At 34.9% G+C, this 24,489-nt stretch carries 25 protein-coding genes and 1 pseudogene; 21 read left to right on the top strand and 5 right to left on the bottom strand.

The genetic code is table 11. The features are described 5' to 3' along the window. The first annotated feature begins 150 nt into the window (after positions 1-150). Complete coding sequence (dcm, locus tag K9B36_RS08930; protein WP_223701700.1) at positions 151-1,398, top strand: DNA (cytosine-5-)-methyltransferase; 1,248 nt, start codon at positions 151-153, stop codon at positions 1,396-1,398. A 31-nt stretch (positions 1,399-1,429) separates the two neighbouring features. Here the strand turns inward: dcm and K9B36_RS08925 are convergent, their stop codons facing one another. Next, the gene (locus tag K9B36_RS08925) at positions 1,430-2,800 is read right to left on the bottom strand and encodes a Sau3AI family type II restriction endonuclease (protein ID WP_223701699.1); all 1,371 of its coding nucleotides are present in this window, start codon (positions 2,798-2,800) and stop codon (positions 1,430-1,432) included. Positions 2,801-2,989: 189 nt separating this feature from the next. On the opposite strand from K9B36_RS08925, the gene K9B36_RS08920 reads away from it, so the two are divergent. The 5 genes from K9B36_RS08920 (at position 2,990) to K9B36_RS08900 (ending at position 8,126) form a co-directional block, all read left to right on the top strand. Then, positions 2,990-4,786, top strand: coding sequence for a DUF262 domain-containing protein (locus tag K9B36_RS08920; RefSeq protein WP_223701698.1), 1,797 nt, complete (start codon positions 2,990-2,992; stop codon positions 4,784-4,786). A 75-nt stretch (positions 4,787-4,861) separates the two neighbouring features. After that, positions 4,862-5,203 (top strand): nucleoside triphosphate pyrophosphohydrolase, encoded by a 342-nt coding sequence (locus tag K9B36_RS08915; protein ID WP_223701697.1) that lies wholly within the window; start codon positions 4,862-4,864, stop codon positions 5,201-5,203. Next, positions 5,193-6,071, top strand: coding sequence for a phosphorothioated DNA-binding restriction endonuclease (locus K9B36_RS08910; protein ID WP_223701696.1), 879 nt, complete (start codon positions 5,193-5,195; stop codon positions 6,069-6,071). The genes K9B36_RS08915 and K9B36_RS08910 overlap by 11 nt, the downstream gene beginning before the upstream one ends. An 81-nt stretch (positions 6,072-6,152) precedes the next feature. Next, positions 6,153-7,526, top strand: a complete 1,374-nt coding sequence (locus tag K9B36_RS08905) for a PD-(D/E)XK nuclease family protein (RefSeq protein WP_223701695.1) — start codon at positions 6,153-6,155, stop codon at positions 7,524-7,526. Positions 7,527-7,790: 264 nt separating this feature from the next. Further along, complete coding sequence (locus K9B36_RS08900) at positions 7,791-8,126, top strand: hypothetical protein (protein WP_223701694.1); 336 nt, start codon at positions 7,791-7,793, stop codon at positions 8,124-8,126. A gap of 452 nt (positions 8,127-8,578) precedes the next feature. Here the strand turns inward: K9B36_RS08900 and K9B36_RS08895 are convergent, their stop codons facing one another. From K9B36_RS08895 to K9B36_RS08885, 3 genes are all read right to left on the bottom strand, one after another. Beyond that, a complete protein-coding gene (locus tag K9B36_RS08895; RefSeq protein ID WP_223701693.1) occupies positions 8,579-9,043 on the bottom strand; it encodes a DMT family transporter in 465 nt (154 codons plus the stop codon). An 11-nt stretch (positions 9,044-9,054) separates the two neighbouring features. After that, positions 9,055-9,483 carry a DMT family transporter gene (locus tag K9B36_RS08890; RefSeq protein ID WP_223701692.1) on the bottom strand — a complete coding sequence of 143 codons (429 nt, stop codon included), beginning with the start codon at positions 9,481-9,483 and terminating at the stop codon, positions 9,055-9,057. 86 nt (positions 9,484-9,569) lie between these two features. Next, complete coding sequence (locus tag K9B36_RS08885) at positions 9,570-9,884, bottom strand: ArsR/SmtB family transcription factor (protein WP_223701834.1); 315 nt, start codon at positions 9,882-9,884, stop codon at positions 9,570-9,572. A 322-nt stretch (positions 9,885-10,206) separates the two neighbouring features. Between K9B36_RS08885 and K9B36_RS08880 the strand changes: the two genes are divergently transcribed. Beyond that, the gene (locus tag K9B36_RS08880) at positions 10,207-10,752 is read left to right on the top strand and encodes an MFS transporter (RefSeq protein WP_223701691.1); all 546 of its coding nucleotides are present in this window, start codon (positions 10,207-10,209) and stop codon (positions 10,750-10,752) included. A 95-nt stretch (positions 10,753-10,847) separates the two neighbouring features. Here the strand turns inward: K9B36_RS08880 and K9B36_RS08875 are convergent, their stop codons facing one another. Continuing rightward, positions 10,848-11,198 (bottom strand): DUF2200 domain-containing protein, encoded by a 351-nt coding sequence (locus tag K9B36_RS08875; RefSeq protein WP_223701690.1) that lies wholly within the window; start codon positions 11,196-11,198, stop codon positions 10,848-10,850. A 198-nt stretch (positions 11,199-11,396) separates the two neighbouring features. On the opposite strand from K9B36_RS08875, the gene K9B36_RS08870 reads away from it, so the two are divergent. From K9B36_RS08870 to K9B36_RS08805, 14 genes and pseudogenes are all read left to right on the top strand, one after another. After that, positions 11,397-11,879: a DUF2975 domain-containing protein gene (locus K9B36_RS08870; RefSeq protein WP_223701689.1), complete on the top strand. Its 483-nt coding sequence runs from the start codon at positions 11,397-11,399 to the stop codon at positions 11,877-11,879. Between the two features lie 10 nt (positions 11,880-11,889). After that, positions 11,890-12,105 (top strand): helix-turn-helix domain-containing protein, encoded by a 216-nt coding sequence (locus tag K9B36_RS08865; RefSeq protein ID WP_223701688.1) that lies wholly within the window; start codon positions 11,890-11,892, stop codon positions 12,103-12,105. A 41-nt stretch (positions 12,106-12,146) separates the two neighbouring features. Continuing rightward, a complete protein-coding gene (locus K9B36_RS08860) occupies positions 12,147-13,394 on the top strand; it encodes a DUF4153 domain-containing protein (protein WP_223701687.1) in 1,248 nt (415 codons plus the stop codon). Positions 13,395-13,895: 501 nt separating this feature from the next. Further along, positions 13,896-14,249, top strand: a complete 354-nt coding sequence (locus K9B36_RS08855) for a PadR family transcriptional regulator (protein WP_223701833.1) — start codon at positions 13,896-13,898, stop codon at positions 14,247-14,249. Next, a complete protein-coding gene (locus K9B36_RS08850; protein ID WP_223701686.1) occupies positions 14,239-14,892 on the top strand; it encodes a permease prefix domain 1-containing protein in 654 nt (217 codons plus the stop codon). The genes K9B36_RS08855 and K9B36_RS08850 overlap by 11 nt, the downstream gene beginning before the upstream one ends. A 27-nt stretch (positions 14,893-14,919) precedes the next feature. Then, positions 14,920-15,984: an ABC transporter permease gene (locus K9B36_RS08845; RefSeq protein WP_223701685.1), complete on the top strand. Its 1,065-nt coding sequence runs from the start codon at positions 14,920-14,922 to the stop codon at positions 15,982-15,984. After that, positions 15,984-16,697 (top strand): ABC transporter ATP-binding protein, encoded by a 714-nt coding sequence (locus K9B36_RS08840; protein ID WP_223701684.1) that lies wholly within the window; start codon positions 15,984-15,986, stop codon positions 16,695-16,697. Before K9B36_RS08845 ends, K9B36_RS08840 begins: the two co-directional genes overlap by 1 nt. 168 nt (positions 16,698-16,865) lie before the next feature. Next, positions 16,866-18,392: a multicopper oxidase family protein gene (locus K9B36_RS08835; protein WP_223701683.1), complete on the top strand. Its 1,527-nt coding sequence runs from the start codon at positions 16,866-16,868 to the stop codon at positions 18,390-18,392. 197 nt (positions 18,393-18,589) lie between these two features. Further along, positions 18,590-19,273, top strand: coding sequence for a DNA alkylation repair protein (locus K9B36_RS08830; protein WP_223701682.1), 684 nt, complete (start codon positions 18,590-18,592; stop codon positions 19,271-19,273). 303 nt (positions 19,274-19,576) lie between these two features. Further along, entirely contained in the window at positions 19,577-21,214 is a 1,638-nt protein-coding gene (locus K9B36_RS08825) for an ABC1 kinase family protein (protein ID WP_223701681.1), read from the top strand. 812 nt (positions 21,215-22,026) lie between these two features. Then, entirely contained in the window at positions 22,027-22,191 is a 165-nt protein-coding gene (locus K9B36_RS08820) for a PspC domain-containing protein (RefSeq protein WP_223701680.1), read from the top strand. Positions 22,192-22,306: 115 nt separating this feature from the next. Beyond that, the gene (locus tag K9B36_RS08815) at positions 22,307-22,948 is read left to right on the top strand and encodes a Type 1 glutamine amidotransferase-like domain-containing protein (protein WP_223701679.1); all 642 of its coding nucleotides are present in this window, start codon (positions 22,307-22,309) and stop codon (positions 22,946-22,948) included. 406 nt (positions 22,949-23,354) lie between these two features. Then, positions 23,355-23,816 (top strand): annotated as a pseudogene (locus K9B36_RS17050) (DUF1648 domain-containing protein); the annotation flags it as partial. A gap of 107 nt (positions 23,817-23,923) precedes the next feature. After that, positions 23,924-24,367 carry a GNAT family N-acetyltransferase gene (locus K9B36_RS08805; RefSeq protein WP_223701678.1) on the top strand — a complete coding sequence of 148 codons (444 nt, stop codon included), beginning with the start codon at positions 23,924-23,926 and terminating at the stop codon, positions 24,365-24,367. Positions 24,368-24,489 lie beyond the last annotated feature (122 nt).

Genomic DNA, 24,489 nt, shown 5'->3' with positions numbered 1-24,489 from the left:
TCACTAAAGTATTACTTGATTTTTTTTGATATAATGAGGGCTTATATTAATGTTATAGTCATTTATATATTTAATGTAAAAAAGTTGATCTATTTTAGATTTTTTTGTATAATAAATTTAAGTAACTAATCGAAAGGATGTTCGGTCTTAATGAATGTAATTGAATTATTTGCCGGTGTAGGTGGTTTTCGCATTGGGCTAGAGGCCGTAAGTGGATTTCAGGTTGTATGGGGAAATCAATGGGAACCGTCTAAGAAAATACAACATGCCTTTGATTGTTATTCTCGTCAATTTCATAATAACGGAGTACATTCAAATGAAGATGTATCAACTGTAGATACAAATATTTTTAATGGAAAAGAAATAGATTTAATTGTTGGTGGGTTTCCTTGTCAGGATTATTCTGTAGCAAGAAGCCTCAGCGGTGAAAAAGGCATACAAGGAAAAAAGGGTGTGCTCTTTTGGGAGATTGTTCGATTCGTAAAAGAAACAAGCCCAAAGTACATTTTATTGGAAAATGTTGATCGTCTCTTAAAGTCTCCTTCTAAACAACGTGGTCGGGATTTTTCTATTATGTTAGCTAGTCTAAGGGATTTGGATTATACTGTTGAATGGCGCGTTGTTAATGCTGCAGAGTATGGACAAGCCCAAAGAAGAAGAAGAGTTTTTATTTTTGCTACCAAAAATCAAACACCATATGTTATAAATAATAGAAATCGTACCGAAAGTGATATGTTACATGATGCAGGCTTCTTTGCTAAAGCTTTCCCTGTTAAAAGTGAAATTAGCAAAAAGAAAAAGCCACAATCATTTATTATGAAGAAAGACCTTGTTGAGATTTCAGATGAAGTTTCAATGAATTATTACAATGCAGGAATAATGAGGGATGGTCTGGTCTATACAGAAGAAGTATCTCCTAGTGAAGAAAAACCTGTAGTACTTGGAGAAATCCTAGAATCCAATGTGGATGAAAAATATTATCTATCAGAGGCAGCTATAGAAAAGTTTGAATACTTAAAAGGACCTAAAAGAATTGAAAGAACATCTGCCACAGGTCATCAATATACTTTTTCAGAGGGTGGAATGTCTTTTCCAGAACCATTAGACAAACCTGGAAGAACTATGTTAACTAGTGAAGGAACAGTTAATAGAAGTACTCATGTTGTAGAAGATCCCTTAACAAAAAGATTGAGAGTATTGACACCAGTAGAATGTGAACGACTAAATGGATTCCCCGATAATTGGACTGAAGGCATGACAGAAAGAATGAGATACTTCTGTATGGGAAATGCCCTAGTAGTAGGACTAATAGAACGAATGGGCAAAAGGATAATTGAAATTGAAAGTGAAAATAGTCGTGGTCGCCAAGAAGAGTTGGATTTGGTATTTAAAGATTAAAAAACTGAGAGCCTGTGTGCTCCCAGTTTTTTTATTTATCCAAGATACTTAATACGTACTGTTTATCTAGCCAATAACACAGCTTTGTAATATATTGACCATCGGGCAGTTTTACTTTATCCTTACTATCTTTAGCCTTTGGTCGAACATGACAAAGGTTGTTAAATTTAGGACCAGGAAGATTATTATAAGTTTTACTCCCTTTAATAGTTAACTTTACCCCGTCTCTTAAAACATCGCCAATTTCATTCCATAACCCGTATAATTCTTCTTCAATTGTTTTTTGCGGCATATTCCACAATTTAATTCCTTCGAAATATGGGATTCTCTTTACTTTTGGCTGGTGCTCTTCGGTATAACGAAATACTAGAAAAAGAAACTTTTGTTCTGCAAATAACTCGTAAAGTTCACTCTTTTCCCAATCCTCGTGTAAAAATGTATTGAAATTTATGTTTTTAAAGGACATATGTTCCCTTAAACTTCCGTTAGGTTCTAGGCTAACAGTTTTAAAAGTGATGTTTGCTTTCGCGAACTCTTCAATATCAGAAAGGTTATTTTTCTTAACCCCGAGCAGCTTTGTCATAATATGAGGCACCATTGATTTGTTTCTGGAATTATAAGGTATGCCTACTTCGCGACAAAGTTGATCAATTCTCTTTCCGTAGTGAGGCTTGAAACGTTCATCTAATATTTGCTCTAAAGTTTTCTCTTTTAATTCCTGGTTGGTAGAAAGACTTTCTAAATGCTCTGGTGTTAATTGCTTACGAATAATTCCTGTCATATAAGATGCCTTTAAGGAAAAGGCACGTTGTTTTGCTTTTAATGGAGAGAAAGGCTGTTTTCGAACGGAATCCTTATTTGCACCTTTTGTGCATGCAGAGAGATACATGGTATCAGCTTCAGAAATTAAGTGAGCTTCGCCATTTTTAATTTTAGTTACTATTATCTCCCAGTCTCTTTGGATTACAGCCAAGTCTTCTTCAGAGAACTCGTTTAAAAATACTTTTAAAATCCTATAATCCCCTAAACTTTGTTCCTTCTCATATTGATAAAGCATAATTAACATTCTATTAGCTTTTGTATAAAAGGAAGACGTTTCAAAGGTTAATTCAAACTCTTTCATATAATCAATAATATTTAATACTAATCGTTCTTTTGACGAAAGGGTTCCGTTCTTATTTTTCTTAATAGGAGTTACTTTTAATTCAACACCCAGTTCTACAAAGTCAGGCTCCGCGATTGAATTAACAGAGTAACCAAAGAAACTCTCTTCAATAATATGCCCTAAAGTTCCTTTAGATTTGATTTTTTTTATCCGTCCGGTATTATCTAATTCCCCGAAAGTTTTACCTTCCGCTTGATACGCTTTGTCCATTAGTTCATCTATCGTTTCGTATTTCATCAGCAATGCTCCTAAACAATAATATTTATAGCCTATAATAGTATTTTAGCAAAGGATAGTTAATCTCTGCATGATTATTAGTATTTTTTTACAAACAATCTTTGATAGAATAGAAATATAGACTACCCTCTGCTGGAGGACCTCGAAAACAATAAATATATTACAATACTCAAATATGGTGGTGAAGATATGTCCAATTATCAAGTCAATAACACAAACATTAATGCGTTAGTAAGTTGGATTGAACAAGGGATTGTAGCTATTCCAGAAATCCAGCGTCCTTTTGTATGGAAGCCTTCTAAAGTAAGGGACTTGTTAGATTCGCTATATAATGATTATCCAGTTGGTTATATAATTACGTGGCAAAATCCAGATGCTAGACTCAAGGATGGTACAGTGTCACATGGGAAGAAAATTTTGATTGATGGACAGCAACGGGTAACTGCCATAATGGCTGCAGTGTCGGGCAAAGAGGTTGTCACAAAAGAATATAGTAAAAGAAGGATTAAAATTGCATTTAATCCTATGGAACAAGCATTTGAAGTGCAAAATCCAGCTATACTGAAAGATAAGAGATGGATACCAGATATATCTGAAGTATTTGACCAAGGGTTTGATACATTTGGATTTATTCATCAGTATTGTAAGGCGAATCCTGAAATAAGTAATAATAAACTCAATGAAATTTTACAGAAGTTAACGAGTATGAAGTATAGCTCCATAGGTGTTATTGAACTTGCTCATACTTTGGACATTGAGGTTGTGACAGAAATTTTTATAAGGATAAATTCTGCTGGAGTTACACTAAGTCAAGCAGACTTTGCAATGTCTAAAGTATCCGTTAATGATGTACATAATGGACCTTTAATTCGTAAAACAATAGATTATTTTTGCCATTTAATTAAGAGTCCTGCAATTTACGACAACATTGTACACAATGATCAAGAGTTTGCTGAAACAGATAACTTTAACAAGATTAGGTGGCTTAAAGGGTACAATACAAATATTTATGAACCAAGTTATTCTGACCTCTTAAGGGTTGCATTTACGTTTAAATTCCTTAGAGGGAGACTTTCCAATCTAGTAAGTTTATTGTCTGGACGGGACTTTGAAACAAGAGAATATAAAGAAGATATTGTAAAAGACTCTTTCGAAAGACTTCATGATGGGGTACTGAAGTTTATAAGTGAAACTAACTTTAAACGGTTTATTATGATTCTGAAATCGGCGGGTGTCATAAATGCAAAGCTTGTACGTTCTCAAAATGCTTTAAATTTTGCCTATGCCTTGTTCTTGCTATTGAGAGAAAAGAAGGTAAATGACTCAACCATAAATAAAGTGGTAAGAAAATGGTTGGTGGCATCCTTATTGACGGAACGTTATTCAGGTTCGCCCGAATCTATGTTTGATTTCGACATAAAACGTTTTAATTCATCGGAGAATCCAATGGACTATGTAACAAAGGTGGAAGCTGGGGAATTATCACAAGCATATTGGGACAATATCCTGCCAGCTAATTTAGATACTTCTGTAACTAGTAGTCCTTACTTTAATCTATTTGTTATGTCACAGATTTACGATAAAGATAATGCTTTTCTATCAAAATCCATTACAGTTCAACAGTTGATTGAAGAAAGAGGAGATGTTCACCACGTCTTCCCTAAAAAATATTTACAGAACAATGGATTTAATAATACTAGGCAGTACAACCAAATTGCAAATTACGCTTACACCGAACAAGTAGTGAATTTAGCAGTCAAAGCTCAATCACCAAAGGACTACATGGAAACAGTCATAAAACAGATTGAGAATGATAGCAAAAAGATAGGTGAGATTGATAACTGGGATTATTTAACGCGTAATTTGGAAATGAACTGTATTCCGGATTCAATCTTTAATTTGAATCATAGTAACTATGAAGAATTCTTACAACAAAGAAGGTCACTTATGGCGAAAAAAATTGGTGATTATTATAGTAAACTTTAACAACTAAGAACGGTATTCAACTTAAATTTAAAGAATACCGTTCTAAACTTTATCAGTTTATCGGAGGTACCGCCAATGCCCACTTACAACAAACTAGTCCGAGACAAAATACCACAAATTATTGAAGAGTCAGGAAAGAAGTACACATCAGAAATATTAAATGACCATGATTACATAAAATACCTCAAACTTAAAAGCTATGAGGAACTGGACGAATACTGTGCATCCCAATCAAACGAGGAAGCAGTGGAGGAACTAGCCGACTTACTAGAAGTTATCCATGCTCTAGCAACACATCATGGTTTTTCTATGGAAGAAGTAGAGGAAGTTCGAAAAGAAAAAGCGAATAAGCGCGGTGGATTCCAAGAGAAGATATTTTTAGTAGAAGTTGAGGATGGTAAGCAGGATGAATCTTGAAGAAATAAAAAACTCTATTAGTAACCTAACCATTTGGAAAAAGGGGAACCAAAGAGCTCCACATAAACCTTTACTGTTATTGTATGCATTGGGACAACTGCAGAAGGGCAATCCAAGGTTCTTACCTTATGAGCAAGCGGGGCAGGATTTAAAGCAGTTGTTAGTAGATTTTGGACCTATCCGGAAGTCATATCATCCTGAGGAACCGTTTGTTAGACTTTCGAGAGATGGCATTTGGGAATTAGACAAGCCTGTTAACCTATCAAGCCCAAATAATAGAAAGTTGATTGAAGAAGCTGTTGCAGGCGGCTTTATTCCGGAGGTTTATAAGACTTTAAAAGATAATATAAATCTTATCCCAGAGCTTGCACAGATAATTCTTGAACAGCATTTTCCTGCTTCCATCCATGATGATATTTTGAGTGCGGTAGGATTGGATTTTTCTTTTACTAATACAAAAAAGAGAAAACGAGATTCGAAGTTCAGAGATAAGATACTTAGAGCTTACGGATATAGCTGTGCTGTTTGTGGGTTCAATGTTCGGCTGGCGCATACGTTGGTAGGAGTAGAAGCAGCACATATCAAGTGGCACCAAGCTGGAGGTCCAGATGTAGAGGAAAATGGCATTGCCCTATGCTCCCTGCATCATAAGCTTTTTGACAGAGGTGTGTTTACCATTAACAATAATCGCCGAATGATTGTATCCCAGGATGCGCATGGGACAAATGGATTTGATGAATGGTTAATGAGATACCACGGGAATGAGATATTGAATCCAATTGAGACAAGCTACTACCCGAAGGATGATTTTATTTACTGGCATGTGAAGGAAGTATTTAAGGGGCCGGAGAGGTATATAATCAATTAGTTCATAGGGAAAAAAGCTACGTGAGAATGATAGGATAAGAATATGTTAAGTCTCAAATCGAGATAAAGAGAAGGGGAAATTATGAAATCACTTAAAAGAATGCTTTATGAATTAACTATGGATAAAGATTTTGTGGCATTAAAGTTTCTTATTGATCGACCGAATGTTTTTCATGTAGCAGGGGCTACCCATTTGGAGACTTGGCATTCGAGATTTTTGTCTTGGTTATTAGATCCTACAGAAAGACATAGGCTTGGCTATTATCCTTTTCAAAGGTTTTTGATGGCAGTGGCGGACTCGGCAGATGCAGACATGGATGAAATAACCGATATTGCCATGCTAAATGTAAAGCAGTTTAGAGACCCAGAGGTAGTAGCTGAAAAAAATATTAATAAGCTAAACATCATGGAGCAGGATGCACTGGAGGAAACAGCAGGTAAGGATGATAAAGGAAGATTAGATGTATTTTTTAAGGTGAATATCGTGGATGAAACAAATCCCAACCAAGTCCAAAAGTTAGTTCTCGCGGTAGAGCAAAAGGTGTATGCAAGAGTGGATATAAAACAGTGCAACAAATACTTGCGGAAATTCGAAGATACCTATAAGGATGAGCAGTTTTTGTTGGTTGGTTTAGTTCCAAAGAGTCAAATCAAGGAAAGTAATGAAGAAACATTTGGAAGCTCCGAGTGGATTGGAATGGACTATCAGCAATTAGTGGACATTGTCTTAATGCCATGCCTTGAAAATCCAGATTTAAATGCTTTCGCAAAACCGATTATCCAGCAGTATTTGGATGCTTTACGTATGCCCTATAAAGGGAAACGTGAAAAATTAGCCACTATCGAAGAAGAACGAGTCTTGGTCCGTTCTTTATATGACCGCTTTGAAGATGTATTTAAAGCCATCACGAAAATAGCAGCGGAAGACGAAAGTGAAGAAAGAAACTATGTGAAAAACGTTGTAAATGATACCTATGGTGAAGTGTTTAGAACCATCAAGTGGATACTAGATGAAGAGAATGATATAGAAGAGACATGGAATTTTGTTAATCCGTTTCAAAGGAACATCTATAAAAGGTGGGAGGAACTTAGAGTCATTGTGAAATATAATAGTGAAGAATTTACTATTGTTGTAGACAATGTCCCAGACCTCTTCAAAAGAACATTATGCTGGATGGAAGAACAAAACCTACCGCTCCGACAAAAAGTTGAAGAAGGCATTATTCTAGGTGGAGGCAGCAGAGGAAAACGATTTGCTATCGCATTCCAACCTATCCATAAGGACAGAAAGAAATTTGCTTCCATGCATACCTATGAATCGATTCATACAGGTGAGACCTACTACATAGAGACGAAGATTAACCCTCATAGCGCGATGAAGACAATTGCGAAGGTATTGAGAGAGTTAGGTGTTGGAGTGGGGACGCCGTTGCTGGAGGAGGAAGTATTGGTTTAGAAACCTTCTGACATGAAACAACATAAAAAAAGATATAACAATTCTCTTTGAAGTACTGGATGTTAAATCTAGTACTTCTTTGCTTTATATTTATTCAAGTACGCAACAGAGGTTTAGCTATAATTTTGTGGTGGACAAGAGTCGGAAGAATTTAGTAAATAAATAGTGTATGGAAGAGTAAAAAATGTGAAAAATTATTTTTTTAGGAAAAAGAAGGGAACTTATCCTTTTTTGTCGAAAGTAATAAAAAAAAGGAGGTAGAGTATGTGGTCAACTAATGTAGATGTTATCATACCGGATGAATTATTAAATAAAATGGAAATACATGGAACTATGGTTAGTCCAAATAAACCGGATGTTGGGGTCCTTATTTTAACTAAAGGATTTAATCGATTCTCACGGGAGATTGTTATAAGAGTGTATCGCTTACAGAGAGATAAATTAACTAACAAATATACAATTTATTTAGAACTTCAAGCCTTTGCATTTTCTAACTATATGCAGGCAAAAGAGTTTTTGGCCAATTTACCAAATATGACAGCACTTGAAATGCTAATGATGCTATATTCTGGACCTCAAAATTTAGCCCCTCAACATTAATAATTCTTACTTATTATAAATTTCAGTGGCTGATCTTAATTAGATTGGTTGAGACAATTAAATCACTTTTTGGAAAAGTAACAGCGTCTCTTTTCATCCAAAAGCCTATTTGTTCAAACAAGAGGAAGAAGAAAACCTTATTGTTGGCTCATCCAATCTATCAAGATCGGCTTTAACTACTGGGGTGGAGTGTTTCTCTAACAGATGCTTGGGGATGGAAGGTAATAGGGTGGTAGTTGATAGTGCGGATCTTACGAATTGAGTAAGGTCTGCTTTTATTATTTTTAGATAGTGTCTCACGAGCTTATGATGATTTGTTTTTAAAAGGGTCAATCAATCGATTTTAAATGCACTTAAAATATCGGACATATAAATTCAATAGGTTTATTCTATCTAATAAAAACGCTGCAATCATATTTTAACGATTGCAGCGTTTTGAATTATTTTACTTATTACGCAGAAATTTCTTCGCTGGCACGTTTATTTCCTTTATAGATAAAATAAAGAGCAATGATCATAAATAGTAATGCAAAATAACGTTTCATATCTAAAGGAATGACTAAACTATTAAACCACCCGAAATTGTCAATAACAATGCCGATTACAAGCTGACCAATGATAACGGTAATATTGGTTGCAATAACCCCAATTTTAGGAACAGCGGCAATAATAAAAAGTAAAAACATTACACCCAAAAATACGGCGCTCAACTGCCATTTAGGTACCTCTAAAATGGCAAACACGTTTCCATTACCCAAAAAAAGAATTAAAATGGCGAGAAACATTGTCCCAGTTAGAAACGTTAACAGTGTCGTTTCGATTGTTCCTGCCCTGCGACTGAATGTCCCATTAATAGCTGACTGTGCGCTTAATGTGATACCACCTAAAAAGGTGAATAGAACCATTAATATACTCATTCTTAGACCTCCTAGTAAACTAAAACAAGTGCAATAATCATTGAGATTATAGCTAATATTTTTTCTTTATTGATACTAGATTTCTTACTTCCAAGCCAACCATAATGTTCAATCACCATACTCATTCCTAATTGACCAATAATTACTGCAACCATCGTTATTCCGACACCAACAAATGGAACACTAATCACAATAGATGTTAAATAAACAACCCCCAAGACACCACCAAGTAATGTCCATTTAGGTGCCTTAACGGCATAGGAAAGCTTACCTTTTCCAAAGAAAAGCCATAATAATCCAAGGATAATTGAACCCACAAAGAAGTTATAAAAACTTGTTTCGAGCTTTCCAATCGTTTTCCCTAATTCACCGTAAATAGCTCCTTCAAAACTAAGCGCTGCCCCTGCTAATAACGCTAATATATATGAAATGTAACGCATTTAATGAATACCTCCCGAGTTCCTTATTTCTAAATATCTAGAATAATCGATATATATAATTATATAAAAAACAGAAATCAACCAACTCAGATTTCTGTTTTAAGATAGTCTGCAAACTGACGAATGGCTTCTTCGTTTCTTCGATAATACGTCCACTGACCATAACGCACAGACTCAAGAAGACCAGCTTTCTGCATCATATTTAAGTAGTGAGATACCGTAGATTGAGAAGCTTCGGCTTTTTCTTGAATGTCTCCTACACATACTCCCCCTTTATAACTTACCTCCTTTGGCAGGTGAGCGCCTTGTTTAGGAAAATGCTTCTCTGGTTCCTTCAGCCACAGTAAAATGTTAAGTCTAGTATTGTTTGATAACGCCTTAAATACATCGATTGGTTCCATAGCTCCCATTATATCGACTTTTTCCGATATGTCAATTAGTGTGGGTCAAGGGGACAGGTCCATCGTCCCAGCCACTATTTTAACTACCTAAATTCAGTCACACCGTCCCAAACGGATCAGTTATTGTTAAGTAGTAGAAATTACTGCTCAATAAACTAACCCTTTATGATGATTCTACGAAAGCATCGACATTAGAACTCTTACAGAAATACCTTTGTTTACAGAGAAATATGAAAAGGTTACACGAAATATTTTCAAATAATTAAAATAATTCGAAACTAAACTTCCGATAGTACGTATTTATTAAGAAGGGGGAATAGCTTTGAAAAAAAATTACGAAAAAAAACATTACTTTATGGTGAGTGCAATCGCCTTATTCGTTTTATCTCCATTAATTATCTGGTTACTTCCGTATATTCTTCAAAGAGCTTCTTTGGATATGATTTCTGTCTGGGTTGTAGAAACACCTAAGATAACCTATTGGTACTTTGGAATAGCTTGGTTGTTTCTCATGGTAGGCTCCATTGCATCTTACTTTTTTTACAAACAAAAAATCCTTATAATTATAGGTTGCCTGGTTGTGGCAATTGCTTTTATGTTCATTGGGTTAAAACCAATTAATGTGATGAGTACTGCTGGGTTTACCTTTGTTGATGGACCTTTCGAAGACGAAATCAAATACAGTTGGGAGGATATAGAAAAGGTATACTTAGTTATCAACGAAGAAACAAGGGAACAAAGTTTGGAGTTCCATTATAAAGATAATCATATTTTCGTCGTTGACAACAACAGCGAAGTTCAAAGTATGCGTTCGATGCTCTTAGAGTTAAAAGACACGTATGGGTTCTCATTTACAACAAAGGAATAACAAATTATAAAGCAGAGGAATTTACCTTTCCGCTGCTTTTTTATATGAAAAACACCGCATTACGGTAATCAACAGCGGCGATCTGTGTTTCTTTGTTATTTCCGCAAAATCTTATTAAGGGCTTTTCCTTTTGCTAACTCATCGATCAGTTTGTCCAAATAGCGAATTTCCTGCATAGTTGGTTCTTCGATATCTTCCACTCGGACACCACAGACTACACCTTTGATCAAAGCCCTCGAAGGATTTAGTTGGGGAGCTTCCGCAAAGAAGGTTTCAAAGTCTGTCTGTTTTTCCAGTTGTGCTTCTAACTCTTCCTGGTTATATCCTGTCAACCAATGGATAATTTGATCGACTTCTGCTTTGGTACGTCCTTTTTTCTCCGCCTTCGTAACATAATGGGGATAGACACTTGTGACACTCATTGTATAGATCTTATGTTTGGCCATGATACACGCTCCCTTATAGGGTTTTCTTTATTATAGTACGAAAAATATATGGGTTCAAACGAAGTACCCGTAGAATGCTTTTATTTGTGCAAACAGAACAAAATAATAAAAATTTCATTAAAATTAATAAATATTTATTGTAAATCAATAAATAATATATTAAAATCAAAATCAGAATAAACATGTGAGGTGCTTTATATGGAAAAAGTTACAACGTTGTTTTTAAAAATAGCGGTTATTTTTTTAGGAGTCCCGGTTCTTGCTCTGTGCATCTTTTTGGTGCCTGAGATGGCCAATCTTATAGCAAAAGTACTACCAGAGTATGCGGTTTTAAAATATTTCGTTTTCATCGTTTTCGAAGCATCAGCTATACCTTATTACTTTGCTTTGTATCAGGCGTTCAAACTCCTTCGTTACATTGACAAAAATAAAGCTTTCTCTGATTTATCTGTAAAAGCTTTAAAGAAAATCAAATATTGTGCAATCACAATCAGTATGTTGCATGTACTAGCTTTGCCACTCTTCTATATCTTTGCGGAAGTAGACGACGCACCAGGAGTTATCTTTGTCGGATTGGTTGTTCCTTTTGCTTCGATGGTTATCGCAGTCTTTGCGGCAGTTCTCCAGAAACTATTAAAAGAAGCAATTGATATAAAATCAGAGAATGAATTAACGGTCTGAGGTGAATTCAATGGCAATTATAATCAATATTGATGTGATGTTAGCAAAGAGGAAAATGAGCGTAACAGAGCTTTCGGCGAGGGTTGAGATAACGATGGCTAACCTTTCTATATTGAAAAATGGAAAGGCAAAAGCAATTCGATTATCCACCTTAGAGGCAATATGTAAGGCTTTAGAGTGTCAGCCAGGGGATATTTTAGAATACAAAAGTGACGAAGACAGTTAAACATTGTGGAAGAAATAACAATTAATAAGGGAGGTATAACGATGGAACTTAACAATTCGATAATTGAAAACATTGCTAACCCTCATGAACTAGAGAGAATGTATAGAAAAGACCCAGAAACTTTTAAGAAGTCAATCTTGCAGGTATGGGAACAAAATCCTGATTCTCAGGTCCTTGGCGTTTGGTATGAAAGATTGTATTTCAAGGAGAAAGCAAATACAGAAAGATCTTCCTTGCTTCAAAAAAAATTCATATTCATGGGCATTTTATCTATTCTGGCAGGAATATGTACCAGGATCATTTTCCATTTTGTCGAACAGGAAGTAATTGCTCCAATTAATCTGGCCTTTGGTATAACTCCCTTTATTGCTGCCTATTTTGTTTACAAGAATACTCCGAAAAAAAGTGTTATTTATTCCCTTGTAGCGTTGTTCCTATTCTCTGGGGTTTATCTTAATATGTTGCCTTTAAATTATAAAGACAGTATTATCCTTGCTTATTTACACTTTCCCATATTCTTATGGATATTATTAGGGCTCGCATTTACAGGAAATGAATATTCAAAAGGGAGTACTAGATTAGCCTATATCAAATTTAATTTGGAATATGGTATTCTCTACGCCAGCATGGCTGTTAGTGGAATGATACTGGCAGCATTAACCATGCAGTTATTCAGCTTTATTGGCTTGGATATAGGAGATTTTTATTTTAGTAATGTCGTTTTATTTGGTGCTGCTGCTCTCGCTATTGTGGCCGCATACCTGGTATCAATGAATCTTAAACTTGCTAAGAATATTACACCATATATAGCGAAAATCTTTAGTCCTCTTGTCCTGGTCACATTGTTGGTCTATCTTATAGCGGTTATATGGCTCGAAAAAAATCCTTTCTTGGATCGTAATTTCCTAATAGCCTTTAATGGGATCCTTCTTGGTGTATTGGCGGTTACCATATTCTCCATTACTGAAAGCGACTCAGACAAGAAAAAGAACATTTCAGATTATATAAATTTTTCCTTAATTGTTCTTGCGCTTATCATTAACAGCGTGGCTCTATCAGCCATCGTTTTCAGACTTTCCTCATATGGGATTACTCCTAATAGACTTGCTGTTTTAGGAGTAAACATACTGATCTGGGCAAATCTAATTTGGATAATGATCTCCTATATGCGTTTTCTGAAAAACAAATCCGGACCTTCAACAATCCAAGATTCTATTACTAAATATTTGCCAGTCTACGGACTTTGGGCAGCTTTCGTTACATTTTTATTTCCTCTAATTTTTAACTAGAATGGCGCTGTAAATGTAACGAACGATAAGCTAACCTACTATAATGAACAAAAATCTTTAGAGCCAGAGCCAAAACTATGCATCTTTTTATAAAGAGCTGCATAGTTTTGTTTTATTTTCTTTACTAAAGTGAAACTTTGATATAACTGAACTGATAGAGATAAACCGCCAAATTTCGGCGGTTTTTTTTTGGTAGAAATTTGTAAGATTTTAAGTTTTGTATTAGAACTATGAAGTTAGTCTAGCTTCGGTGCTGATGTTCAAGGTAAAGAAAAGATAGCATCTTAGTGAGCCGTTTAGCTCTAAATGCACAAGGGTTCGTTGGTACTATCCAATCCGTGAAGAAAGTAAAAGATTGTTTCGAACGTATTGCCAGGTGACAAATCGGCTAATTTTTATTTATTAGTAAAAAATAAAACAATAGAAAAGAAGGAAGTACGACATATTACTTTGACAGACATAGTAATGTGTTGTATATTATATTTCGGGAGGTGATGTATGATGGTTAATAAAATATCTACAGATATCATACGTGGTCATACGGATACGATTATTTTAAATGTACTACGGCATGGTGATAGCTACGGTTATCAGATTTACAAAACCATTATTGAAATGAGTGGGAACCAATATGAGTTAAAAGAGGCAACATTATATACAGCTTTTCGGAGGTTAGAAAAAGAAGGATTTATTGCTTCTTATTGGGGTGATGAAACCCAAGGTGGTCGAAGGAAATATTACCGATTAACTGAAGGTGGATTGGAGCGCTATGAACAATACAAAAAAGAGTGGCATTTCGCAAAAGGTGTATTAAACAATTTAATTGAAGGAGGAGTTGAAACCAATGAGGATTAAAAATGATCTGGATCAAAAAGTAAAGTCATATGTTAATCAATTATTTTCTGGTGTTGGAGAAAGTCAGCAATTGTTTGAATTAAAGGAAGAGTTGACAACCAATTTAAAAGAAAAAATAAATGACTATCAAAAAACAGGAATGGATGAAAAGGAGGCATTTAAAGAGGCTGTTAGTTCGATGGGTGACCTTAGCGGATTGGTTGATGATATGAGAGTGCTTGGTCAAGATAAAGCAAAGCAAGCTGTTTATACAAGTTTGACAGCTCGTGTTTCGACTGCTGGATTGATAGTAGGAATATTAGTCGTCATATTTGGGATTTTAACTACTTCCATGTTGTATTTTATGGACCTTCCATTAGAAGCTGTTTCAGGTCCAGCTATTTTTATTGTCTTGGGTGGAGCGATTGTAACGTATAGTTTCTTAACTAGAGAGACTAGTCAAAAATATGCGATGAATAAGGTTCGGGCAATTCTTTATTCATTATCCAATGGTTTAATTTTATTTAGCTTATTCATTGCATTTGTTACAAAGTCTGCTACCGGTGAGATGTTTATTGCAATAAGTTCATTTATGGTTTTCTTTTTAGTCGGAATCGGCTTATTTTTAAGTCTCATCTTTGGTGGGACAGATCGAAAAAAATAGTAAATACAATTATTTGGGGGTGACTATATGTTTTTAGCGATTAGGGAGCTTTCCTCGTCAAAGCTGAAATATATTTTAGTGGGAGTAATTTTAACTGCGATTCTTTTTCTGTTATTTTTTATGAATGGTTTGGCAAGTGGATTATCTAATGCAGATAGTTCTTCAATTAAGAACCTGCCAGCTGACTTTGTCATGATGAATGAAACAGCGGATGGTAATTTGACCAAATCTGAAATTGATGAGGGTAAGACACAAAAGATTTATGAACAAATAGACGTTAACCACTCTACACCGTTAACGATAACGATGTCATCAATAAAAAGTGATGGGCAATTAACGGATGTTGTCTATTTTGCTTTAAACCCTCACCATAACACGATGCCAAATGTAATGGAGGGTAAACCAGTTAATGAAATTAGTAATAATGAAGTAATTGTTGACAGCTCCATTAAAAATCAAGGATATGACTTACATGATACATTCTATGATGAGAATTTAGGTGTTGAGTTTAAAATAGTAGGTTTCTTTGAGAATCAAACACTTAATCATTTGCCTGTTGTTTATACTAGTATTTCTCACTGGAAGGAAAGGGAATTGCGAAACCATGATAAGAACAATGCCATTTTATACTACGGGGAGCAAGTGGAACTTCAAGGTTATGATGTCCTAACAGTGGAAGAAACGGTAAACGCGATTCCAGGATACAGTGAAACGCAAGGGTCATTATTGATGATGATTACATTTTTATTTATCATCTCCGCGTTTATCTCAACAGTATTTTTCTATGTTATTACTATTCAGAAATCAAATCAGTTTGGTGTCTTAAAAGCAATTGGAGCAAATACGAGATTCATAGCGAAAGGAATTATCATGCAGGTAGTGCTTATCACATTCATTAGCTTTGGATTTAGTCTGATTAGCATAAGTGGAATGACCCAGCTGTTACCGGCGGAGATGCCATTTGAGCTATCTATTTCATTAATCTTATTGACAGGACTATTGTTCTTAATTCTTAATATAGTTGGTTCACTCTTATCCGTGTATAGAATAGCAAAAGTAGATGCATTAGAAGCAATTGGGAGGGTAGATTAATGACATCGATCTTAAAAGTTGAACATGTCACTAAAACATTTATGGATGGTGACACTCAAATTTCTGTGTTAAAAGATATTTCATTTGAAATTAAAAAAGGAGAGTTTGTTGCAATTGTTGGTCCTTCCGGATCTGGGAAAAGTACATTGTTATCGATTATCGGAGCATTGTTAAGTCCAACAAGTGGAATGATAGAGATAAATAAAGAACAGATTTCCAGTTACAATTCTGCAGAACTGAAGAATGTCCGTTTAAACAAAATTGGGTTTATCTTTCAATCTGCAAATTTAATTCCGTTTTTAAAAGTAAAGGATCAACTATTGTTAGTTTCTGAAATAGGTAAAATACGTAATAAACAAAATAAAGAAAAGGCTGTTAAGTTGTTGGAGGATCTTGGATTAACTCACAGAGTAAATAGCCATGTTGCCCAGCTCTCAGGTGGAGAAAAACAACGTGTAGCTATTGCAAGAGCTTTTATGAATAATCCTGATATTATCTTGGCGGATGAGCCTACTGCGAGTTTGGATTATACTCGTGGAAAACAAGTAGTGGAAATGCTGTTAAAGGAAGTCAAGGGTAAAAATAAAGGAGCGATTATGGTTACACATGATGAACGAATGTTAGAGCTTTGTGACCGAGTTCTACACATTGAAGACGGAAAGATCTATGAGGGACCTGTTAAACAAAAAGATAACCACCCTACGCCCTGCTAAGCAAAAGGTGGCTCTTTAGGAAATTACGAAATATCCCTACTTTTAAAGCAGTGTAAAGAGAAGTGTTGGCGCACTTCTTCTTTATTATACTTTGAAGTTCCCTCTTATATCAAGCTGGCTTTAGTGAAGCAATGCTATAGCTCAATCAACTCAGATGGAGGTTTAATGGTGACTAAAGTGAAAAAATATCTTCTTTATTTTATTATAGCTATCTCTTTTATAATTGTTTGCACGGCAGGTTTTATGGCTTGGACTTTTGTTTCCTCCAAGACTTCTACAGTTGGGGAACTGTCCTTTGATAACCCTTTAAGAATACCAGAATTATTAGAGCCAACGATAGATAGTGAAGGAAGAAAAGTGTTTGATTTAACATTTAATAATGGAGAAGTGGAGTTTATAGATGGGAAAATCACAAAAACCTGGGGGATAAGCGCTCCTTATTTGGCACCGACATTACGAGCTGAACGAGGGGATGAGGTAGTAGTTAATATTAAAAATGATGTTAATGAACCCACTACACTTCATTGGCATGGAATGATTTTACCTGCGGAAATGGATGGAGGTCCTCACCAGTTAATCTCACCTGGTAAAGTTTGGTCTCCTACCTGGACAATCAGTCAACCAGCTTCAACAACATGGTTTCATCCTCATTTGCATGGAGAAACGGCAGAACATGTATACCGAGGTGCAGCCGGACTTTTTATTCTTGATGACAAAGAATCTAATGAGTTGAATCTTCCGGACGATTATGGAATTAATGATATTCCTCTTATTGTTCAAGACAAAAGCTTTAACAATGATGGTTCCATGTCTAATGAATCCAAGATTTTCAGTAATGTTGGTATATTAGGCGATGAAATTTTAGTTAATGGTACACATAGTCCTAACTTTGAGGCAACAACCAACCTAGTAAGATTACGAATATTAAATGCTTCTACTGCCAGGGTTTACAACTTTGAATTTGACGACAAGCGAACGTACCAACTCATAGCTACAGATGGCGGTCTGGTAGAAACTCCTGTAGAAATCGAAAGTCTATTATTATCACCCGGGGAACGAGCAGAAATAGTTGTCCCAATTAAACCAAATGATTCTGTAGTTCTTCAAAGTAATAGCCCGGATCTGGAATCTCCGTTCTGGAGCCAAAGGTATAATGGAGGAGACGACACATTTGATATCTTAAAAATTCAGAGCGGTAATGACCTAACTGAACTTCCAATGATTCCTTCAGAATTAGTAAAGATTGATTGGCCGTTACCATCAGATGTTGTTGAAACTCGTCATTTTGAACTCACGGGTACGAGTCTAATTAATGGAAAAGAAATGGATATGAACCGTGTGGATGAGGTAGTAGTAGCGGGGACTACAGAGATTTGGAAACTTGTTAATCCTAGAGAAGAAACCTATCATAATTTTCATGCACATGGAATTCATTTTTCTGTTCTAGATGTAAACGGAGAAGAACCACCTGAGTATTTGAAAGGATGGAAGGACACTGTTTATTTACCACCAACAGGTAAAGTGACTGTAATCGCGCGATTTGAAAGTTATGTCAATCACGAGGTCCCCTATATGTTTCATTGCCATATTTTAATGCATGAAGATCAAGGAATGATGGGACAGTTTATTGTGGTGGAACCAGGGGCTAATCCTGAAAAAACTCTACCTTCTCATGACCATACCCACAATCATTAATTATTTGACTTAAATAGATCAGAGGGATAGCCCGTACAAATCGGTATTTGGATTTTTTACGGGCTATTAAACTAAAATTTAGAGGGTTTTTTTATTTAACGGAAAAGAGCACGACAGCAACGAGAGAGATTGCAGGAACAAGTATAGGATTAATGGATTTTGGATGAGTTTAAAATATAAAAAACTAGGAGTACGCGATGATTTTAAAAGATAGTTATGTTGATGAACTTGTGAAGCTATATACCCAACATATTGATTTGAATTATGCTAACTGGTCTAAAAATTATTTGAGGAACCAATTTGACTTTATAGGTATTCGAACACCTTTACGCCGAAAACTTACAAAACAGTTTGTTCATGAATATGGTGTACCGACAAAAGAGAACCTAGAATATATCATTCTTACATTATGGGAACGTTCAGAAAGAGAGTATCAAAAAGCAGCTCTCGATATGCTTGAAAAAGTAAAAGCAGACCTCACCCCAGATGATATGCCTTGGTTAAGTTCTTTATTAGTTAATAAGTCATGGTGGGATACCGTGGATGTGCTTTCCCCTCATATAATGGGGCATATGTTTTCAGCCTATCCAAAATTAATTTCTCCATATACAGATCAATGGATTTTAGATGATAATATTTGGTTACAAAGGTCAGCGTTACTATATCAGCTTTATTATAAGAATAAAACAGATGAAAAGCGTTTATTTCTATATATTTTGAACAGGGCTAACAGTGAAGAGTTTTTTGTTCAAAAAGCAATAGGCTGGGTGTTAAGAGAATATGGGAAAACTAACCCGGTAGCTGTGAAACAATTTGTTTCATTAAACGATTTAAAGCCACTGAGTAGACGAGAAGCCTTGAAAAATCTGAGGAGTATATAAATTAAGTTATTGATATAAAAGCTATCAGATGAACGAAAACCGAAAAGTAGCTAGTCTACATTTAACGCTTGAGTAAAATTTAGATTGTTTAAGAGCAATAGATAAAACTAACCAGTCACACAGTACAACGACACTGGTAATAGTTCAACCATTTAAGAGACGATTACATTCCATGTGATCGTCTTTTTATATTAGACTCATACTGTCGCAATAAATGTCTTCATTTTTAGGTGATTTTGTGAAAAAATGTATTTAACAAAGAGATGACTTAATCTTTCATTATTAATGAAAAGAAGTGATTGGATGAAAACGAGGAATAAGTTAAAGCGGATGTCAAAGTTGTTATCAATGGCATTTATCATCTTTCTTCAAATCTATTGGTATAAGTTAAGGAAAAAACCGGAATCTGATTGGGAAAAACTATGGGAGAGTATAGGGGGAAGGTTTCGGAGTACAGTATTTGAATTAGAAGGACTACTTATTAAAATTGGGCAATTACTAAGCACTCGTGCGGACTTACTCCCTGGAGGGTTTATCCGGCAAATACAAGACCTTACAGACAAAGTACCCCCTTCAGAATGGGAAGAGATTGAGGAAGTTCTTCATGAAGAATGGAAAGGTCCTTTGGAACAAACCCTGCTTTCCATTGATAAAAAGGCAGTAGCTTCCGCCTCTATAGGAGAAGTTTATAGAGGGATGCTTAAAAATGGTCAATCAGTTGCAATTAAAGTTCAACGGCCACATATTCAATCCATTATAAAAACTGATTTGCGTACGTTGAGTATGATCATATGGTTTGCGCATCATTTTGTTCCAATGCCAAAAGGGTTTATCAATTTAAAGGTTTTATTTAAAGAACTCAAGGAAGTTATTGTAAGAGAACTTGATTTTTTACAGGAGAAAAATAACCTAGTTCATTTTCAAAAAAGGTTTAAGGATGTAGATAAAGTAAAAATTCCAGACGTGTATCCGGAATGGAGTACGCCAAAGGTATTGGTAATGGAGTGGATTGTTGGAAACAAGCTAACAGATAAAGAAAAGATAGATCAATTAGAAGTTACCCAACATGATTTGGCAGAGCGTCTTCTTGAAGTTTTTCTTCCTCAGTGGCTTGAACCAGGTATGTTCCATGCTGATCCCCATTCAGGAAACATACTCGTATCAAATGAAGGACAAATTATATTACTTGATTTTGGAATGGTAGGCGAGATTTCTAAAAGGGATGCGACATATTTTCAAGCATTAATAGAAGGGTTACTATCAAAGAATTACCATAAAGCTGTAGAGAGCTTGACTCACTTAGGATTCTTGCTCCCTGAAGCAGAACCAAGAACGATGGAAAGGCTATTGGCCGAATTAATGTCTTTTCAACCTGAAAAATGGAGAGAAATGGATTTTTTACAATTAAAATTGGAAATGAATGATATGATTCAAGCATTACCTATCCAAGTGCCAACGAGATTTGTATTCTTAGGGCGGTCTTTCCTAACGCTAGAAGGACAGCTTCGTAACTTGTCGCAAGAGGATGAACTTCTTAGCGTTGTAAAACCAGTTTTTATAGAGTGGTTAAGTAAACAAGGTAATAACAAGTGGTCATTTTTCTTGATATGGTTGCAGTCGCAACCTTTATTCAAAACGGTCCATTCTTTTACAGAATTTCTAAAACTACCTCAAACACTGGAGAATATGAAAGAAACTGAACAACGAAGACATTTTCAATTCTCTATATATGAAAATAACAAAAAACAATTCTTTCAATTAACACTCCTCGGTTTAATCGGAATGGGAATAGGAATATATACTTCCCATCAACTAATTATTCAACTTTCCGTCGGAGTATCTCTAATATCTAGCTTCGGATATCTTATCTACACATTAAAGCTAAAAAAATGGATGAAATACATGCACCAAAAACGTGGGTCAAGGGGACAGGTACATTGACCCAGTGCGTATTTAACGTCGCTAAAGAAAACTAGGTTAGCAGGGTAATCGATATGGAGTGCAGTTCTAAGGAGTTAGTAACCCTTGGAGGTGGGAAGTTCGGTATTGCTTTTGATGTGCTGGTGGAAGAAGGAGTTTGTATTTAGAGGGGTGAGCTATGTGAGACTAATTGGACTTGTACTTTTAATTATTTCAGTTGTAATCGTATTTCTTGATTATAATATTGCTATTTTACTTTTTGGGGTGGCGTTACTGCTGATTGGAGGTTACCATCTACAAACTAATAACAAAGTGACATCGTACATATATTTCATTTCTGGTTTCATTTTTTTCATAGGCATTATAATAACAAAGTTTCAATTATAGATAGAGGTTGTTGAATTAACGAAAGCTTATCTGCTACAGGATAAGCTTCTTTTATATGGAAATATTCCTTGTTTAAATGTCTGATTTTTGAAATAATTGGTAAGAAGCAATAGGGCAGGAGTGTAGATTAAGAATGAAAATTATTGTTCTGGGGTGAGTGACATGGATAGACTTTTATTTATCTTCGGCATTATTGTATTTTTTCTTAGTTTTATATTCTTTGTTATGAATTTCTTTTCTGATTATGAAAGTACCACTATGGTGGGCTCTGTATTAGTGATGCTTAATGCAAGTATAGCAATAGGTGTTTCAGAGATTTTAACAAGAACTAAAAATCTAAAATAATATATAATCCTTTGTTAAACAACCTGGCCCCTACGTAAATGCTACTCCGAATATAAAGAATATAGATTAAAAGACATTAATGGGAGAATGGGGAGATTAAAATGTTACAAGAACCAACCACTGATAAGATGATTTTTGGGGTGTGTCGCTGGATTTCTAAGTCATTTGGTATACCAGTTTTAATTTTAAGGGCACTATTTTTGGTTACTGCACCTGTTTCTATTTTTGTATATATACTACTTGTTGGCTTTACCCAGAAAAAATAACCAAATTATTAACGGCAGATACTCCTAATGAAAAAAGAGAGTTTTTCTGTAATAAAAATAAGTTTTAATGAACGAAGCAATTTTTGTAGAAGAAGAGAACAAAGAGGGTGTTAAAATGGGGAAGTTATTTTTTTATAGTGACCAAGTAGTTGAGTCTCCGGGTAATCGAAGGTTAGACAACCTTCTTTTGGCGAGTAAGGAGCTAAAATTTATCAAAATAGGTTATATTCCTTCTACTGAAGACAAGGAAAAGACTCATTTCAATACTAAAGTAAAATATTATCGTGAATATGGAATCACAAATATTATGTTTTTTGACCTTTATGATGAATTTAATTCACTAAAGATTGATGAGTTAATTCAATGCGACATTATTCATCTTTCTGCAGGAGACCCTATTAAATTTAGGGAAGCTATCAAAAAGCGTAATATGGAAATGGTTTTAAGCAATTATTTTAAACAGGGAGGAACAATCGTAGGTGTAAGTGGTGGAGCAGTGCAACTTGGGAAATCAACGAAGTTATTTCAGATGTTTATAGGGGATTCAGGCAGTGAAAAAGAGACATTACAACTAGTTGATTTTGAGTTTTTACCTCACTACAACCGCTGGAATGAAAAATATAAAACAGAAGTTCACAATTATGCGAAAACAACTGGAACAACAGTTTATGCCGGAAATGATGGGGACGGAATCATTGTAGAAGATAATAAAATACAAATGGTTGGAGACATTGTTGTCATTAGCGGTCAAGATTAGATTAAGTGTTTACTCTTAGTCTAATTATAGGTGTTTTATTCTTAGCGGTTGGCATTATAGCATTTCCCCCCCCACCTAAATTGCCTTGGATTATTAGATTTATCATAATTTTCATCGGTGTCGGATTTATTTTGTATTCTATTTTAGGGTTGTTCGGTTTAGTTTCTTCTTAAACAAACGCCCATTACTTGAAAAAGGCTAATGAACCTTGTTTCACAATGGAGGAATGTTCAAGAAAGTGAAACTAATAATAATTTTAAAACACATTAAATATTACTGGAAGAAAACAGTGTGATGAGCAATAAGAATTGGAGGATAAATGAAAAATAAGTCGATTAAATTAACAATTATTATAATCTCAACTGCTATCTTCTGATATCATGTTTTCAATTTATTTTATCTTTGGTCAGATATTCCAAATCAAATAGCTGTTCATTTTACTAGTGGAAAGGCTGATAAATGGGGTTCGAATTTTATTTTATTTATAATGCCCTCTATTAGTGTTTTAACTTGGTACCTTATCGGGTTATTAGTCAAAAATCCAGAGAAGTTAAACTATATCAATCTCACAGAAGAAAACAAAGAAATACAATATTCTAAATCTGAAAAAGTAACTTTACTAATTCAATACGTTGGCTCTATAACCTTTATATTTGATAATGAAGCACTTCTAAGAAATTCAGTTGAAATGAGGTCAATTTTGCCTTTTTCAATTGCAATTGTCCTTTTAGCGCTATTTATTTTATTGCACCTGGGCGGCATCCTTGAAATATTAGTTAAGAATATTAGTGTTATTCCCTTGTTCAACAAACGGGCTAGAGTGAAACAAGAGTTGTCATTTGGCAGCTCCTATTGCTTATTGAAGTAACGAGCAGGTAGGCGAATAAGGAGTTTTACTTTTTGTGATAGAATAATCCATGAAATAAACGGTTAAGGTGGTTTTAATAATGAATTTAGCGATAAGGAGGATTTACCTTGGAATTTAAACTATTAGCAAAAAATGATTTAGTTAAATGTACGGAGACATTTATTGAAGTATTCAACGATGAGCCTTGGAATGATGAATGGACATTTACAAAGGCTGAAAAATATTTACTGAATTTTTACCAGACACCTGGATTTTTAGGCGTTTTAGCGGTAGAAAACGACGAAATTCTCGGCTTTATTTTTGGGGTAAACAGAGTATGGTGGAGCGGAGATGAGTTTTTTATTAATGAAATGTGTGTAAAGACACAAAGTCAAAATAAGGGTATTGGAAGGGCGATGTTAAATCATTTAATAAAAGAGCTTCATAGCAGTAATATAAGTAACATTGCACTTCTCACAGATAGAGGTATACCTGCCGAAGAATTTTATAAGAAAAATGGTTTTGAAGAAATAGAAAGAATCATTTTCTTGCATAAGGACATCAAACTATAGGTATAGAGGTAGATGCAGTTTTAATTGGATAAGAAAAGACAGGTGTTAGAATAAAATTAACCAATAATTGATATAAAACTAACTCTAATTGTGAAAGAATGTACTTAAATTAACGGGAACTT

It is taken from the genome of Sutcliffiella deserti, from assembly GCF_020037475.1.
GTDB classification, from domain to species: domain Bacteria; phylum Bacillota; class Bacilli; order Bacillales; family Bacillaceae_I; genus Sutcliffiella_A; species Sutcliffiella_A deserti.
This window is presented reverse-complemented; position numbering and strand designations above follow the sequence as displayed.